This window comes from Microterricola pindariensis, assembly GCF_002936985.1.
GTDB lineage: Bacteria > Actinomycetota > Actinomycetes > Actinomycetales > Microbacteriaceae > Microterricola > Microterricola pindariensis.
The window spans coordinates 1-15,517 of the sequence record NZ_MPZN01000004.1; the positions used below are offsets into that span (position 1 = coordinate 1).

The following is a 15,517-nucleotide window of genomic DNA, read 5'->3' on the forward strand; positions in this document are numbered from 1 at the left end:
CGACGCGCTGCTCGGCAGCGTGCGGGATGCCGAGGCCGCCAGGCAGCGCGCGCAGGCGGCGCTGGCGCAGACACTGCTGGCGGCGCGCAGCCAGCTCGGGGCGGCAGAGGACTTCATCACCGCGCGCCGCGGCGCCGTCGGGGCCGAGGCGCGCACTCGGCTGGCGGAGGCCGGACGGCTGATCGTGCAGGCCGAATCGCTCGGCGCCGCCGACCCCGCGCAGGCGCTCAGCCAGGCCCAGCGCGCCAACCAGCTCGCCGGGGAGGCGATCCGGCTGGCCCAGAACGACGTCGGCGGGTTCGGCGACATGGGCGGAATGGGCGGGATGGGCGCTGGCTCCGGCCGGGGCGGCAACGTCGCGGGCGCGGTGCTCGGCGGCATCCTGATCAACTCGATGCTCGGCGGCGGGGGCTCGCGCGGAGGAGGCGGCTTCGGCGGCGGCTTCGGCGGATCCTCCGGCGGATCCGGCGGTCGGCGCAGCCCCGGCAGCTTCGGCGGCAGCGGCACGCGCTCCCGGCGCGGCTCCGGCGGCCGCTTCTAGCTCAGCAGACCACAACACACCACACCGTAGAAACATTGGGAAGGGAAACACACTATGGCTAAGCAGTCCATCTTCGGTCGCATCGCCCAGCTCGCGAAGGCGAACATCAACGCTCTGATCGACTCCGCCGAGGACCCGAAGCTCATGCTCGACCAGATGGTGCGCGACTACACCAGCAGCATCGCCGACGCCGAGAGCGCCATCGCCGAGACCATCGGCAACCTGCGCCTGCTCGAGGACGACCACCGCGAGGACGTGGAGGCCGCCCGCGAGTGGGGCAACAAGGCCATCGCGGCCAGCCGCAAGGGCGACGAGTTGCGCGCCGCCGGCGACGCGGCCGGTGCCGACAAGTTCGACGCCCTCGCCAAGGTCGCGCTCGGCCGGCAGATCGCCTCCGAGAACGAGGCGAAGGCGGCCGAGCCGCAGATCGCCTCGCAGACCGAGATCGTCGCCAAGCTCAAGGCGGGCCTGAACTCGATGAAGGAGAAGCTGAACCAGCTCTCCTCCAAGCGGGACGAGCTGATCGCACGTTCGAAGACCGCCGCCGCGCAGGCGCAGGTGATGGATGCCGTCAAGAGCATCGACATCCTCGACCCCACCAGCGAGGTCTCCCGCTTCGAGCAGAAGATCCGCCGCGAAGAGGCCAAGGTGCGCGGGGCGAGCGAGCTCGCCGCATCGAGCCTGGACGCCCAGTTCAACGAGCTGGAGGACATCGGCGAGCTCACCGAGGTCGACGCGCGCCTGGCGGCGCTGAAGGCCGGCGGCTCCGCCGGGGCCATCGGTCAGTAGGCGAGTGCACGGGAGGGCGGCCGGTCGACCCGGCCGCCCTCACTGCGTTCTCCCCCCGTGTCTGCCGGCAGCGCACGCCCGCGTCGCGAACGCGCCGCGCAAACCCGCCGCCGGGCAAACTGCCATTGTGTGCGGCTGGAGAGGATACTGAGAGGGTGGCTGTCACCTTTGTTGTTGTGCCCCAGTGGCAAGGCTCCATGTCCGCGCGCGCCATGCGCCTGGCCGACGGGGCCGAGGCGATCCGCGGCGACCTGCCGGCCTCGGCGACGCGCATCGTCGATGTCCCCGCCGAGAGCGGCGACGCCCTCGGCACCGGGGTGCGGCGCTTCTCCGCCCTGCTCAATGTGCGGGACCGGCTGTTGCACAGCCTGGCGACCGTGCCCGACTGGGCGCTGACCATCGGTGGCGACTGCGGGGTCTCGCTCGGCGCCGTCGAGCACGCCATGCGGCGCACCGGCGGCGACCTGGCCGTCGTCTGGCTGGACGCCCACCCCGACCTCAACGTGCCGGACGACTCGCCCTCCGGCGCCTTCACCGGCATGGTGCTGCGCGCCCTCTGCGGCGACGGCGAGCTGCTGCCGGATGCCGCGCACCGGCTGCACCCGGACCGCCTGGTGCTGGGCGGCATCCGCGACGTCGACCCCGCCGAGTCGGCGTTCATCGACGAGAAGCAGATCTCCCGGGTCGGGGCCGAGCAGCTGGATCACCCCGGCCTCCTGCTGGACGCCGTGCGCGCGACCGGCGCGGGCAGCGTGTACGTGCACATCGACCTCGACGTGCTCGACCCCGCCGTCATCACCGGCCTCGCGAACCCACTGCCGTTCGGGCTCAGCCTGGAGCAGCTGACCGGCGCCGTCGCCGCGCTCCGCGCCGAGTTCCCCCTGGCCGGGGCCACGATCGCCGGGTTCTCCCCCGCCTCGCCGCTCGACGCGGAGGGCGACCTGCCGACAATCCTGCGCGTCATCGGCGCGCTCACCCGCTGAGCCGGCCCGGCGGGGCCAGCGAGGCCGGCCAGCGGCCTTAGCCCGCGTCCGCCAGCCGCTGCCGCAGGGCCGGGCGGTCGACGGGCAACGCGGCCAGCAGCGTCGCGGCGGGGTCGGGTTCGTTCCGGTCGAGCACCGCCAGCAGGAGGTGCCGCGAGGTGATCGCCCGTGCCCTCTCCGACACCGCGTGGGCGAGGGCGTGTGTGAGCACGGACTTCGCGCCGGAGGACATCGACCCGCTGGGCCGGGCGAGCACGGCGGGTGCGGTGTGCCGGAACTCGCCCAGCGTGATCCCCACCGCGGCGAGCGCGGATCGGTCGAGTCGGTCGACGGTGTCCTGTGCCGTGGGGGCGTCCACGCCGACGAGCCGCGCCATGTCGTCGTCGGCGAGCAGGGCGAGCAGCAGGTGGTCGGTGCCGATTCGCCGGTCACCGCGTCGTGCCGCCTCGGAGACGGCGTCCTCGACCGCCGCCCTGGCCGAACGGCTGAACCTCTCAAACATCGTTCTCCCGCCTTCCGTACTTCGCGTGCACCGACTGGCGCGTGACCCCGAGGGCATCGCCGATCTGCTCCCAGGACCAGCCTGCTCGTCGAGCCGCCGCGACATGGGTCGCCTCGATGCGCTCGGCGAGCCGGTGCAGCGCCGTGACGGCGCGCAGCCCGGTCGCCGGGTCGGCGGTGCGCAGCTGGTCTACATCAATCGGGTCCATGTCTGTCAGTGTGAACTGACAATCCCGATCTGTCAAGCCAAACTGACAGAGCAACCCGCGGGCGGCGCCAGCTCGCAGGCGGGCGACGCGGGGAGGCGCTGACGCTACGCTGAGACCGTGCGCGCCCTCCTCTTCGACTCCCCGCTCAGCCGCCTCGGCTACCTCTACGCGACCCTCGTCGGGCTGGTCTGGGGCTTCATCTGGAGCACCGGCCGGGTGGAGCGGCACAACGGCCTGTTCGTGTTCCGCGGCCTGCCGACGTGGGCCTTCGGCCGCGGCGGCTCCTGCGTCGGCGGCTGTTACCTCACCGACCAGAACGTGACCCCGGACGTCATGGAGCACGAGGCCGTGCACAAGCGCCAGTGGCAGCGCTACGGCATGCTGTTCCCGCTGCTGTACCTGCTGGCCGGCCGCAATCCACTGAAGAACCGCTTCGAGATCGAGGCCGGCCTGGAGAAGGGCGGCTACCTGCGCGCCCAGCGCTCCAGCCGCTGACCCGTCTCGCTCAGTCGAAGAACTCTGCGGCCTTGGGGATGCCGGCCAGCCGGCCGCCGTCGAGGTCAGGCTCGCCGCGCAGTTCGACGCGGGAGCCCGCGCGCTCCATCTCGAGCACCACGATCTCGTTCTCGCCCGTGCGCCAGAGCGGTGCCGGCGCGTACAGCGTCACCTGCGGCCCGCGCTCCCAGTAGCGGCCGAGCAGGAAGCCGTTGAGCCAGACAAACCCCTTGCCCCAGCCGGGGAGGGCGATGAAGCCGTCCGCCGGCTCGTCCACGGTCAGCGATGCGCGACCGAAGACCGGGCCTGCGCTGTCGGCGGACTCGCCGAAGTGGAGCGAGTCGATTGCGCCGTCCCGGCCGATCTGCAGGGCGGTGCTGGTCCAGCCGTGAATGAAGCGCGCGCCCTGGCGGACGCTGCGGAGCCCCTTGTGCTCGCCGAGCCCGCCCGCGAAGTTGATGCGGCCCTGGTTCTCGACGATGATGACGAGCTCGGTGGGCCGGCCGTCGGTGCGCGCCTGCACGACGAGGGTGTGCTCGGCGTCGTTGCGGTCGATGGTGCCGGCGACAACGCCGTCCAGCAGCACGGTGGCCCGGTCGGCGAGGCCGTCGATCCGCAGGGTGACCTCTCCGGCGTCCAGCAGCGGCGACGCCTGGTACCAGACGAGCCCCTGGTCCTGGCCGAGCTGCTCCATCTGCTTCGGCAGCGCCGACTGCTGGGGCGCGTCGAAGGCGCCGAGCGAGCCGCGCAGCGACACCCACTCGGTGACCGCGGCGTCCTGCGCGCCGAGGCGGGCGGGCAGCGCGGGCGGCTCCGGGAACTCGTGGGTCGCGTAGCGCCGCAGGATCTCGCGGAAGGCGTAGAACTTCTCGGACAGCTCGCCCGCCTCGCCGACGGCGGCGTCGTAGTCGTAGCTCGTGACGGTCGGCTGCAGCATGCCGTCCTCGGTGTTGCAGCCGTTCCACAGGCCGAAGTTGGTTCCACCGTGCGCCATGTAGAAGTTGACGCTGCCCCCGCCGCCGAGGATCTCCTCGAGCGTGGCCGCGGCATCCGCGGCGCCCCGCACGTGGTGCGGCTCGCCCCAGTGGTCGAACCAGCCGTTCCAAAACTCCATGCACATGTCCGGCCCCTGCGGCTGCACCGCGCGCAACGCCTCGAAGGCCTCTCCGGTGCGGGAGCCGAAGTTGACGGTCGCGTGGGCACCCTCCACCATGCCCGCGGCGAACATGCCGGCGATCGGGCCGTCGGAGGTCACCAGCAGCACGTCGATGCCGCGCGAGGTCAGCGCGTCCCGGCAGTAGCGCACGTACTCGGCGTCGTCGCCGAACGAGCCGTACTCGTTTTCCACCTGCACCGAGACGACGGGGCCGCCGTGCGTCGCCAACAGCGGGCGCATCACCTCACAGATGGCGTCGAACCAGCCGTCGACGGCGCCGATGAAGCGCGGGTCCATGGTGCGCAGTGCGATACCGGGCTCCGCCATGAGCCAGCCGGGCAGACCGCCGAAGTCCCACTCGGCGCAGATGTACGGGCCGGGGCGCAGGATCACGTCGAATCCGAGATCGCCGGCCTCCTGCACGAAGCGGGCGACGTCGCGGGGCCCGGTGAAGTCGATGTCGCCGCGGGTCTGCTCGTGCCAGTTCCAGGGGATGTACGTCTCGATCGTGTTCAGGCCGAGCGCGCGCAGCCGGAGCAGGCGGTCGCGCCAGAGCTCCGGACGCACCCGGAAGTAGTGGATAGCCCCGCTCAGGATGCGGTGCTCCTCGCCGCCCCGCCGGAATGCGCCATCCTGCACCGTCAGGATTCGGGAAGCGGATGTGGGGTCGGGCGTCGCGTTCATGGCCATCCTTTGATGCAGCTGGCACGCGCAGCACTGCGCGGCCACTCAAGTCCGATTAGTTCAATGCCAGAATTATTCCGACAGGCCGCGTCAAATGTCAACTCGCCGATCGCCGCGACGGGCTATTTGGACGCGGCGATCGTCGGGTCTTCGAAGACGTCCTCGAGCACCAGCTGCGCGCCACCCCGCGCCGCCGAGGTCAGTCCGAGCTTCGATCCGACGAGGATCGCCGAGCTGCCGAGGTCCATCCGGCGCGCCTCCAGCGCGGCCGTGATCGGCGCCAGGAGGAAGTCGCTGAAGGAGGGGAAGTAGCCGCCGAGCACGATCATCCGCGGGTTCAGCACGTCCACGAGCACGGAGAGCCCGATCGACAGATTCGCGGCGAGCGTCGACAGCGCCGCGAGCACGCGGCCGTCGCCGCTGTCGGCGCGGCCGCGCAGCGCGCGCAGGCGCTCCTCCAACGGCACGGAGCGGTCGTGCACGACGTCGCCCTGATCGGCCGCCAGGGCGAGGAAGGCGTTGAGGCCGACGTTGAGCTCCCAGCAGCCCGTGCGCCCGCACGGGCAGGCGACGCCCTGCGGCCCGATCGGCAGGTGCCCGACCTCCCCGGAGAAGCCGGACCAGCCGCGCATCAGGCGCCCGCCCGCGACGATTCCGGCACCGACGCCGACGTCGGCGGAGAGGTAGAGCAGGTCTTCGATGTCCTGGTTCTCGCGCACCGAGAACTCTGCGACGGCTCCGAGCTTCGAGTCGTTCTCCAGCCTGATCGGCGGGCCGGCCGGGCCGAGCCGGGCCGCGAGCTCCCGCGCAACGGCCACCCCGTGCCAGCCGAGGTTCGGCGCGAACCGCACCGAGCCGGACTCGAGGTCGACGATGCCGGGGGCGCCGATGCCGATGCCGACGATCTGGCCGTCGCGGGCGCGGGCCAGCCGCATCGCGTCCTCGATGAGCCGGGCGAGCTGGTCCAGGACCTCGGCGACCGGGGTGCTGGCGATGTCGAGGGCGGCGACCGCGCTGTGCACGGTCCGGCCGCGCAGGTCGACGACCGTCAGGGCGAGGTAGTCGACGTTGATCTCCATGCCGACGCCAAACACCCGGCCGCCGTCGATGGCGATGGCGGTGCCGGGGCGCCCGACCGCGCCGGTTCGCTCGCGCTCGTCCTCGCGGACGAGGCCGAGGCCGACCAGGTCGGCGATCAGCGTCGAGGTCGTACCCTTGGACAGCCCGGTCTCCGTCGCCAGCCTCGCACGAGAACGCGGGTCGCCGCTGCGGAGGCTGCGCAGCATCAGGCTCATGTTCGCGCGCCGCATCTCGGCCTGATCTACTCGCCCGCTCATCTCGGCCTGCCTCCAGTGGCGATCCGTCGGTGAATCACAATTGTTGAAACTCCATCTTGACAGTGAAGTAATTAGTTCGGGTATTATTCAAATGATTTAGCGATGCTTCGAGGATGAGGCCATTTGGATTCCTCAGAGCACACACCGAGAAAGTGAATCCACATGAAATCAGTTGCTCTTCGCACCATGGGAATCGCCGCAGCCGCGACAATGCTGTTCGGCGTCACCGCGTGTTCCACCGGCCCGGCCACCTCCGGAGAGGAGGCCGGTCCGAATGAGTCGATCACGATCGACTACCTGCACCGCCTTCCCGACGGCGAGGGCATGACCAAGGTCGCCGACATCATCGCCGAGTGGAACACCGCGCACCCCGACGTGCAGGTGACCGCGACCAAGTTCGACGGCAAGGCCGCCGAGATGCTCACCAAGCTCAAGGCCGATGTGAAGGCCGGAAGCGTCTCCTGCCTCGCACAGCTCGGCTACTCCGAGGTGCCCACCATGTACACAGAGGGCATGCTCGAGAACGTCACCGATCTCGCCCAGGGCTACGTCGACAACTTCTCGGCCGGTGCCGTTGCCCTCATGACCGTCAACGGCGAGACCGTCGGCCTGCCGCAGGACACGGGCCCCTTGGTCTACTACTACAACGCCGCCGAGTTCGAGCGCCTGGGCCTCACGGTTCCCACCACGGCCGACGAGCTCGCCGCCGCCACGACCGCTGCCGCGGCCGCCGGCAAGTACGCCGTCGCCTTCCAGCCCGACGAGGCGCAGTACTGGCTCTCCGGCCAGACCGCCGCAGCCGGCGCCGCCTGGTTCACGGCGGAGGACGGCAAGTGGAGCGTCGACGTCTCCGACGCCGGCACCGCGAAGGTCGCGTCGTTCTGGCAGGGCCTGATCGACACGAAGAGCACCCTCGTTGCCAACCGCTGGGGCGACGAGTTCAAGCAGGCGCTGGTCGACCAGACGCTGATCGGCACCATCGGCGCCGCGTGGGAGGCCCCGCTGCTCGCCGGTGACATGGCCGGCTCGGCCAACGAGGGCCAGTGGGCCGTCGTCGAGCTGCCGACCTTCGGCGCCACGCAGATGACGGGCCCCGATGGCGGCTCCGGCGTCGCCGTGATGAAGGGCTGCGCGCACCCGGCCGAGGCGATGGACTTCAACAACTGGTTCAACACGCAGATCGACCCGCTCGTCTCCCAGGGCCTCGTTGTCGCCGCCAAGGGCGCCATGACCACCCCCGACTCCATCAAGTCGTTCTACGGTGGCCAGGACGTGTTCTCGGTGCTCGCCGCTGCGAACGAGTCGCTCAGCCCGGACTTCATCTACATCCCGGGCTTCCCCGCCGTGAACGGTGACATGGTCAAGGCAGCGGATGCCGCCGGCCAGGGCACCGCTCCCGTGATGGACATCTTCACCGCCGCACAGACGTCCGCCATCGCCGCGCTCACCAGCGCCGGCCTGCCGGTCGCGAAGTAACACAGCACCACCTCTGAAACGTCGGCACGGCAGGCACACTCGTGCGTGCCGTGCCGACATCATCATTCCGGACGCACCATCATTCCGGAAGCAACGAGAAGAGCGAGTCGACGATGAGCACGCTAACGCGGCCGACAGCCCCAGAGCGCCTGGTGACCGAGCAACGCGCTCAGGCCAACAGAAGGCGCCGGCGGCGCGAGGGACGCATCGGCTGGGGCTTCTTCGCCCCGTTCGCGATCCTGTTCGTTCTGACCTTCGTGATCCCGATCCTCGTCTCGATCCGGTCCTCCTTCTTCACGGAGAAGGCGGCTGGCGATTCCCTCTACGGCGGCGGCGGGATGGTCGAGACCTTCGCGTTCCTCGACAACTACGCCCAGGTTCTCGGCAACGCCACCTTCTGGGAGGGCATGGGGCGCGTCCTGCTCTTCGGCGCCTTCCAGATTCCGGTCATGCTCGGCGGCGCGCTGATCCTCGCCCTGCTGCTCGATTCCTTCATCGTCAGGCGGGTCGCGTTCTTCCGCCTCAGCTACTTCCTGCCCTACGCCATCCCCGGCGTCATCGCGGCTCTGGTCTGGACGTACATCTTCAGCCCCGGGCTCTCCCCCATCAACCAGACCCTCGGCTCGATCTCCGAGTGGCTGACCGGGTTGCTCGGCAACAACGTCGACCTGACTATCGACTTCTTCGCCCCTGGCACCATCATCGCGTCGATGGCGACGATGACCACCTGGACCTTCATGGGCTACAACATGCTGATCTTCCTGGCCGCCCTGCAGGCCATCCCGCACGACCTGTACGAGGCCGCGCGCCTGGACGGCGCCGGCGAGTTCGACATCGTGCGCCGCATCAAGGTGCCCATGGTCGGCCAGGCCACGCTGCTCGCCGTGCTGCTCTCGATCATCGGAACCGTGCAGCTGTTCAACGAGCCGACCGTGCTCGCCGCGGTGAACCCGTGGATGGGCAATGACTACACGCCGATGATGCTGGCCTACAGCTCGATGATGGGCACGACCAGCCCGTCCGGCGCTGGCCCGGCATCCGCCGTCTCGATCTCGATGGCCGTCATCGCGGGAATCCTCGCCGCCATCTTCGCCCTCGTTCAGAAGCGGAGCACTCGCTGACATGGCCCCCACCACCCAGACTCCCCCGTCGCTGCGGCCCTCGCCGGCGACCCTCGCCATCACCCGCATCGTGCTCATCGCCGCCGCGGTGCTGTTCCTCGCCCCCGTGTACTGGCTGATCGTCTCGTCGACGAAGAGCAACCCGGACCTGATCTCCTCGAACGGGCTGCTGTTCGCCGGCAACAACATCGTCGAGAACTACACGGCGCTCATGTCGTGGACGCAGGGCAACTTCTGGCGCTGGGTCGGCAACTCGATGCTGTACTCGACCGTCGCCGGCGTGCTGGGCACGCTGGTGTCGGTCAGCGCGGGCTACGCCCTGGCGAAGTTCCGGATGCCGGGCAAGGCCGGCATCCAGCTGGCCATCCTCGGCGGCCTGCTGATGCCGATCGCGCTGCTCACCGTGCCGCTGTACATCTTCTTCAACGGCCTCGGCCTGACGAACACGATCTGGGCGGTGATCATCCCCTCCTGCGTGAGCCCGTTCGGGGTGTTCCTCGGCCGCATGTTCGTCGACGCCGGCGTGCCGGACGAGCTGTTGGAGGCCTCGCGCCTGGACGGCTCCGGCGAGGTGCGCACCTTCTTCACGCTCGTGCTGCGGCTGCTGGCGCCGGCGATGGTGACGATCTTCCTGTTCATCTTCGTTGCGACCTGGAACAACTTCCTGCTGCCGCTGATGATGCTCAACAGCGCCGAGCTGAAGCCGGTGACGCTCGGCCTGTACGGCATGATGAGCTACTTCAGCCCGCAGTACGGCGCCGTGCTGCAGGGCGCGCTGCTCAGCGTGATCCCGCTCGTGGTGCTGTTCTTCGTGCTGCAGCGCTACTGGCAGTCCGGGCTGACCGCCGGCGCGGTGAAGGGCTAGCGCGGGCGCGCCCCGTTGCACCCGGCCGGGACGTTGGCTGCATTTCCGCCGGGCGCGCTCCGCTCCGGTTGCAACCGTCGCGGCCCCCGAAAAGTCTCGTGGCACCCGACATACCGGGGGCCGCGAGATTTTTCGAATGCCGCGAGCGCGTGCGGCGTCCGCGGCTGGGCGTTGGAGTCGGCCGGGCGCTGGAGTCGGCCGGGCGCTGCTAGTTCTCGGAGCGGCCGAGCTTCCAGTAGCCCATGAAGGCGACCTGCTTGCGGTCGACGCCGCGCTCGCGCACGAGGTGGCGGCGGAGCCCGGTGATCGCGCCGGCCTCGCCGGCCAGCCAGGCATAGAGCTCGGCGGATGCCGGCCGCTCCGGCACGGCCGGCCCATCCTGCTCGTCCGGCCCTTCCTGCTCGTCCGGCACCTCCCAGAGGATCTCGTACTCCGCGTCTGGGCCGGCCTCCTGCGCCGGCTCCTCCGGCGCACGCTCCCCCGCCGGGGCGGCCTGCGCGCAGCTCTCCGCCCAGGCGTCCACCCAGGCGGTCACGGCCGGCACCAGCGCCCCGCCGAACGGAAGCGGCTCGGAACCGTTGGTGGCGCCGGCGTGCCCGGCGTCGCTATTTCCGGCGTCGGCGTGCCCGGCGTCGGTGCCGCGCGGCAGCCAGGTGATCGCCACCCCGGCAGGCGCGGTGAGCGGCAGGGCGTCGCCGGGGCTCGGCACCTCGAGGAACACGTGCCCGGTGGCATCCGCCGGCAGCCCCTCGAGGATGGTGGCGACGGCGGGCACGGCCGTCTCGTCCGCGGCGAGCAGCAGCGTGCGCGCGGCACCCGGCCGCCACACGTAGCCGTCCGGTTCGGCGCCGCTGGTCGCATCCGGCCCGATCAGGGCGAGGGCGTCACCGATCGCGGCGCCGTGCAGCCAGCGGGTGGCGGGGCCGGTGAGCCCGTGGGTGACGAAGTCGACGTCGACCTCGCGCTCCGCGGCGCGGGCCGCGCGGATCGTGTACGTGCGCCAGATCTCGCCGGGCAGCACCACCTTGATGCGCTGGTCGGCGCCGTACCAGCCCCACTCGTGCAGCTCGGGGCCGGTGAAGGTGACCCGGGTGAAGTTCGGGCTGAGCGGGCGGATGCCGGCGACGGTGACGTCGAACTGACGGTAGCTGGGCTTCATGATGTCCTTCGTGAGCGCCAGAGCAGCCATACGAAGTACGGTGCGCCGACGACGGCGGTGAGCAGCCCGGCCGGCAGCTGGCCGGGGGCGATGACGGTGCGGCCGAGGGTGTCGGCGACGCAGACGAGCAGGGCGCCGAGCAGCGCCGACATGGGCAGCACGAGGGCGTGCCGGCCGCCGACCAGGGCACGCGCGGCGTGCGGGGCGACGAGCCCGACGAAGCCGATCACGCCGACGGCGGCGACCGCGGCCGCGCTCAGGGCGACGGCGACGCTGAGCAGCCCTAAGCGGGTGCGGCCGAGCGGCACGCCGAGGATGCGCGGGGTGTCGTCGTCCTGTGCCAGCACGTCGAGATCGCGGCGGGCCCCGGCCAGGATCGGGGCGGCAATGACGAGCGCGATGAGCACGGGCAGCAGCTGCGGCAGAGTGCGGCCGTAGGTGGAGCCGGACATCCAGGTGAGCGCCTTGGCGGCGTTGTACGGGTCGGTGGCGATGATGAGCATGCTCACGATCGCCCCGGCGGCGGCCGAGACGCCGATGCCGATCAGGATCAGCCGGCTCTGCGCGAAGCCGCCGGCCGCGGCGAGGCCGAACACGATGACCGCGGCGGCGACCGCCCCGAGCAGGCCGCCGGCGCTGACCGCCCAGAAGCTCGCCAGCGGCGCGATGGTGATGACGAGCACGGCGCCGACCCCGGCGCCACCGGTGACGCCGAGCAGGGCGGGTTCGGCGAGCGGGTTGCGGGAGACGGCCTGCACGACGGCGCCCGCGACGGCCAGCGCCGCACCGGCCAGGATCGCGGCGAGCACACGCGGCATCCGCGTGTTGAGCACGAATTCGGTGACCGGGCCGGCCTGTCCGGTGGCCCAGTTGAGCAGGTCGCCGCCGAGCAGCTTGGCGTCGCCGAGCAGCAGGGAGGCGAACGCGACGGCCACGAGCAGCACGCCGGCGCCGACAATGAGGAGGCGCCGGGTGAGCGGCCGGGAGCTCGTGCCGAGGGCGAAGGCGCCCGCGGAGCCGGTGCCGCCGCCGTCGGTGAGCCGGCGGGCGAGGATGACGAGGAACACGGCGCCGAAGACGGTGGTGACGACGCCGGTCGGCACGGCGACGGCGGCCGAGCCGCCGAAGACGAGGCGCAGCAGCACGTCGGCGCCGAGCACGACGATGACGCCCATGATGGCGCCGGCCGGGATCAGGGCGCGGTGGCGCTGCAAGCCGGGGATGCGCGCGGCGAGAAGCCGCACGATGGCGGGGGCGGCGAGGCCGACGAAGCCGATCGGCCCTGCGACGGTGACGGCGGAGGCCGAGAGCAGCACCGCGAGCACGATGGCGGCCGTCTGGGTGCGGCGCACCCGGATGCCGAGCACGCTGGCCGTGTCGTCGCCGAGGGCGAGGATGTCGAGCTTGTGGCCGAGCAGCAGCAGCGCCAGGAAGGCGGCGAGCACGACGGGGCCGAGCTGGGCGACGCCGTCGATGCTGGTCTGGCCGAGGGTTCCGGCGCCCCAGGCGAAGAGCCCGGTGGTCTCCTCGGCGAAGAGCAGCAGCAGCATGGTGGTGAGCGCGGAGAAAGCGAGGGCGATGGCGGAGCCGGCGAGCACCAGCCGCACCGTGCCGCCGCCGTTGCCCCCACCGCCGCCGGCCGCGAGCCCGAGCACGAGGGCGGCGGCGGCCAGGCCGCCGAGGAAGGCGATCAGGCTGCCGGTGAGCAGCGGCACGCTCAGCCCGAACGCGGCGAAGGCGACGACGGCGAGGTAGGCGCCCGCGTTGACGGCCAGCGTGTCCGGTGAGGCGAGGATGTTGCGCGCCACCGTCTGCATGACGACGCCGGCGGTGCCGAGGGCGACGCCGACGAGCAGCCCGGCCAGCAGGCGGGGCACCCGGGAGGCGAGGAGCACGGCGGTCGCCTGCTCCTCGCCTCCGCCCGTGATGACGTGCCAGAGCTGCGCCACCGAGACGGGGGCGGAGCCCTGGCTGAGGTGGATGGCGGCGAGCACGGCGATGAGCACGAGGCCGGCGGCCAGCGTGGCGGCGAGGAGGCCGCGGCGCCCGGCCGGCCGGCCGGCCGGCGTGCCGACATCCGGCCCGAGGCGCGGTGCTGTGCCCTCCCCCGGCACGAGGTGGGCGTCGGGGCCCGCCAGGGGCCGCTGAATCGAGGAGAGCACCGGCGGGTTACTTCGAGACGACGGCGATGACGGCGTCGATGTAGTCGCTCATCGACGACGGGCCGCCGAACATCCAGATGCCGTCGGCGAGGCGGTGCACCTTGCCGCTCTGCACGAATGGCAGCGAGGTCCAGACGGCGTTCGTCGCGAGCTCGTTCTGGTAGACGTCGGCATCGCCGCTGGTGATGTAGAAGAAGTTCACGTCGCCGAGCACGGTGAGGCCCTCGACATCGGTGGAGCCGAGGCCGTAGTCGGCGTCGCCCTCCTCGGTCCAGGCGTTGACCATGCCGAGCTCCTCGGTGATCTCTGCGAGCAGCGCGCCCTGCGCGAACGGGCGGATCGAGACCTGGCCGCTGGAGGCCCAGGCGTCGTTCATGAAGAACTCGGTTCCGGCGAGGCCGGCTGCCTCGACGGCGGCCTTGCCCTCGGCGACCTTGGCCTCGAAGCCGTCCATGAGCACCTCGGCCTGCTCCTCTGTGCCGGTCGCCGTGGCGATGTTGTCGAGGTTTCGCTCCATCTGGCCGATCGCGTCCTCGGCGTTGGCGCCGCGCACGACGAGCACGGGGGCGAACTCCTCGATCTGGGCGATGGCGGCTTCGCTGAGGTCGGTGGTGGTGAGCACGAGGTCGGGGGCGAGGCCCGCGATGGCGTCGATGCTGGGCTCGCCGCGCTGGCCGACATCCGTGACTGACTCGTCGAGGTCCTCCGCCTTGACCCACGTGGAGTAGCCCTCGACGTCGGCGACGCCGATGGGCATCACGCCGAGCGCGACGAGGTTCTCCGCGGTGTTCCACTCGAGCGCGACGACGCGGCTGGCGGGGGCGTCGAGGGAGATGACCTGGCCGCGGTCGTCGGTGACGGTAATGGCCGCTTCGCCGGATGCGGCGGGCGCGGCGTCCTCGCTGGTGCCGCAGCCGACAAGCAGGACCGCGGTCGCGGCGGCGGCGATGGACAGGGCGATGGTGCGCTTGTTCATGGGTTCCTTGGGTGTTGTGGGGTCGGCGAACGGATTCGCCGGGGGATTTCGGGCATGCTGCTGCCCGGCCGGTGCGGGCCGTGCTGCTGCGGGGTGGTGGGAGGGGGCGGTTCCGGAGCGGTTGTGGCGCTAGGCGACCGCTCGTTCGGGGGCGCGCGCGGCGTTGTGCCGGCCGAGCGCGCGGGTGCGCAGCTGGCCGGAGCGCTCGTCCAGCTGCACCTCGACGCGGATGCCGTAGGCGGCGCTGAGCAGCTCGGTGGTGAGCACCCGCTCCGGGGATCCGGCGGCGCGGACCCGGCCGTCGGCCAGCAGCACGACGTGGTCGGCGATGGCGGCCGCCTGGTCGAGGTCGTGCAGCACGACGCCGATCGTGACGCCGTGCACCTCGGCGAGGTCGCGGACCAGGTCGAGCAGTTCGACCTGGTAGCGCAGGTCGAGGTAGGTGGTCGGCTCGTCCAGCAGCAGCACGCCGGTTCCCTGGGCCAGGCAGCTGGCCAGCCAGACGCGCTGCAACTGGCCGCCGGAGAGGCGGTCCACGGGGCGCTCGGCGAGGGAGTCGACGCCGGTGACGGCCATCGCGTGCTCGATGGCGGCCGCGCCATCGGCGTCGCCGCGGGTCCAGCGGCCGCGGTGCGGGTGCCGGCCGAACTCGACCACCTCGCGCACCGACAGCCCGGCCGGGGTCGGCCGGCTCTGTGCGAGCAGGGTCACCCGGCGGGCGAAGTCGCGCTGGCCGAGGCTCAGCGCGTCCAGTGGGTCTGCCCCCTCCGCCGGCAGCTCGATGCGGCCGGACTGCGGGGCGTGCAGGCGGGCCAGCGCGCGCAGCAGCGTGGACTTGCCGCTGCCGTTGGGGCCGACGAGCGCGGTGATTTGACCGGGCGCGAGGGTGATGTCTGCCCCGTGCACAACGGCGGTGCCGTTGTAGGCGAGCGTGAGGTCAATTCCGAGCATGTTTACATATTAGGTAAGCCTTAGCTAACATTGTCAAGCCGAAAGAGGGAATTCCTCAGCGCTGCCGCGAAACTCGCCCAGGCCGCCTGGAGCCCCTCCGGCGCGCCCTCCG

At 71.4% G+C, this 15,517-nt stretch carries 14 protein-coding genes and 1 pseudogene; 7 read left to right on the forward strand and 8 right to left on the reverse strand.

Translation table 11 applies throughout. The features are described from left to right. From GY24_RS01980 to GY24_RS01990, 3 genes and pseudogenes are all read left to right on the forward strand, one after another. Positions 1-541 (forward strand): annotated as a pseudogene (locus tag GY24_RS01980) (TPM domain-containing protein); the annotation flags it as partial. Positions 542-595: 54 nt separating this feature from the next. Further along, the gene (locus GY24_RS01985) at positions 596-1,330 is read left to right on the forward strand and encodes a PspA/IM30 family protein (RefSeq protein ID WP_083363312.1); all 735 of its coding nucleotides are present in this window, start codon (positions 596-598) and stop codon (positions 1,328-1,330) included. 197 nt (positions 1,331-1,527) lie between these two features. Continuing rightward, complete coding sequence (locus GY24_RS01990; protein ID WP_104474140.1) at positions 1,528-2,313, forward strand: arginase family protein; 786 nt, start codon at positions 1,528-1,530, stop codon at positions 2,311-2,313. A gap of 37 nt (positions 2,314-2,350) precedes the next feature. Here GY24_RS01990 and GY24_RS01995 read toward each other — a convergent pair whose 3' ends face one another. Together GY24_RS01995 and GY24_RS02000 are read right to left on the reverse strand one after the other, a co-directional pair. Further along, the gene (locus GY24_RS01995) at positions 2,351-2,815 is read right to left on the reverse strand and encodes a Clp protease N-terminal domain-containing protein (RefSeq protein WP_104474141.1); all 465 of its coding nucleotides are present in this window, start codon (positions 2,813-2,815) and stop codon (positions 2,351-2,353) included. After that, complete coding sequence (locus GY24_RS02000; RefSeq protein WP_104474142.1) at positions 2,808-3,023, reverse strand: RNA polymerase subunit sigma-70; 216 nt, start codon at positions 3,021-3,023, stop codon at positions 2,808-2,810. Before GY24_RS02000 ends, GY24_RS01995 begins: the two co-directional genes overlap by 8 nt. A 117-nt stretch (positions 3,024-3,140) precedes the next feature. On the opposite strand from GY24_RS02000, the gene GY24_RS02005 reads away from it, so the two are divergent. Then, positions 3,141-3,518 carry a Fe-S oxidoreductase gene (locus GY24_RS02005; protein ID WP_104474143.1) on the forward strand — a complete coding sequence of 126 codons (378 nt, stop codon included), beginning with the start codon at positions 3,141-3,143 and terminating at the stop codon, positions 3,516-3,518. Between the two features lie 10 nt (positions 3,519-3,528). On the opposite strand, the gene GY24_RS02010 is transcribed toward GY24_RS02005, so the two are convergent. Next, positions 3,529-5,358, reverse strand: coding sequence for a glycoside hydrolase family 35 protein (locus GY24_RS02010; RefSeq protein WP_104474144.1), 1,830 nt, complete (start codon positions 5,356-5,358; stop codon positions 3,529-3,531). 122 nt (positions 5,359-5,480) lie between these two features. Continuing rightward, positions 5,481-6,695, reverse strand: a complete 1,215-nt coding sequence (locus GY24_RS02015) for an ROK family transcriptional regulator (protein ID WP_104474145.1) — start codon at positions 6,693-6,695, stop codon at positions 5,481-5,483. Positions 6,696-6,857: 162 nt separating this feature from the next. On the opposite strand from GY24_RS02015, the gene GY24_RS02020 reads away from it, so the two are divergent. From GY24_RS02020 to GY24_RS02030, 3 genes are all read left to right on the forward strand, one after another. Then, on the forward strand, positions 6,858-8,171 hold the full coding sequence (locus GY24_RS02020; protein WP_104474146.1) for an ABC transporter substrate-binding protein: 1,314 nt from the start codon (positions 6,858-6,860) through the stop codon (positions 8,169-8,171). A gap of 113 nt (positions 8,172-8,284) precedes the next feature. Then, the gene (locus GY24_RS02025) at positions 8,285-9,292 is read left to right on the forward strand and encodes a carbohydrate ABC transporter permease (protein ID WP_104474147.1); all 1,008 of its coding nucleotides are present in this window, start codon (positions 8,285-8,287) and stop codon (positions 9,290-9,292) included. A gap of 1 nt (position 9,293) precedes the next feature. Next, the gene (locus GY24_RS02030) at positions 9,294-10,157 is read left to right on the forward strand and encodes a carbohydrate ABC transporter permease (RefSeq protein WP_104474148.1); all 864 of its coding nucleotides are present in this window, start codon (positions 9,294-9,296) and stop codon (positions 10,155-10,157) included. Positions 10,158-10,365: 208 nt separating this feature from the next. On the opposite strand, the gene GY24_RS02035 is transcribed toward GY24_RS02030, so the two are convergent. The 4 genes from GY24_RS02035 to GY24_RS02050 all read right to left on the reverse strand — a co-directional run bounded on the left by GY24_RS02035 (position 10,366) and on the right by GY24_RS02050 (position 15,405). Then, a complete protein-coding gene (locus tag GY24_RS02035; RefSeq protein ID WP_202972899.1) occupies positions 10,366-11,346 on the reverse strand; it encodes a siderophore-interacting protein in 981 nt (326 codons plus the stop codon). Next, positions 11,313-13,478 (reverse strand): iron ABC transporter permease, encoded by a 2,166-nt coding sequence (locus tag GY24_RS02040; RefSeq protein WP_233279145.1) that lies wholly within the window; start codon positions 13,476-13,478, stop codon positions 11,313-11,315. Before GY24_RS02040 ends, GY24_RS02035 begins: the two co-directional genes overlap by 34 nt. Positions 13,479-13,485: 7 nt before the next feature. Further along, entirely contained in the window at positions 13,486-14,454 is a 969-nt protein-coding gene (locus tag GY24_RS02045; RefSeq protein ID WP_104474150.1) for an iron-siderophore ABC transporter substrate-binding protein, read from the reverse strand. Positions 14,455-14,583: 129 nt separating this feature from the next. Further along, positions 14,584-15,405: an ABC transporter ATP-binding protein gene (locus GY24_RS02050; protein ID WP_104474151.1), complete on the reverse strand. Its 822-nt coding sequence runs from the start codon at positions 15,403-15,405 to the stop codon at positions 14,584-14,586. Between the last annotated feature and the right edge of the window lie 112 nt (positions 15,406-15,517).